The following is a 227-nucleotide window of genomic DNA, read 5'->3' on the forward strand; positions in this document are numbered from 1 at the left end:
ACAGCTAATGAGAGTCACGGAAATAGTGACACAAGTACAGAAGCGAGAGCAAATGTGCCAGTGAAAGAAGCAACGCCAGCGGCGCCAACAATTACACCAGATGAAGCGAATGCGAGTGTAACAGTCACACCACAAGGTGAATCAGATAAGATGACAATTCATTATGTAGCGCCAAATGGAGAAGCGAAGGAAGTTGTCGCAACTAAAGTAGGAAACCAATGGACGTT

The 227-nt window shown here is 45.4% G+C and carries 1 pseudogene; it reads left to right on the forward strand.

The window, feature by feature from the left end:
• Positions 1 to 227 (forward strand): annotated as a pseudogene (locus tag ACZ267_RS13100) (hypothetical protein); the annotation flags it as partial.

Source organism: Staphylococcus sp. AC872 (assembly GCF_979255425.1).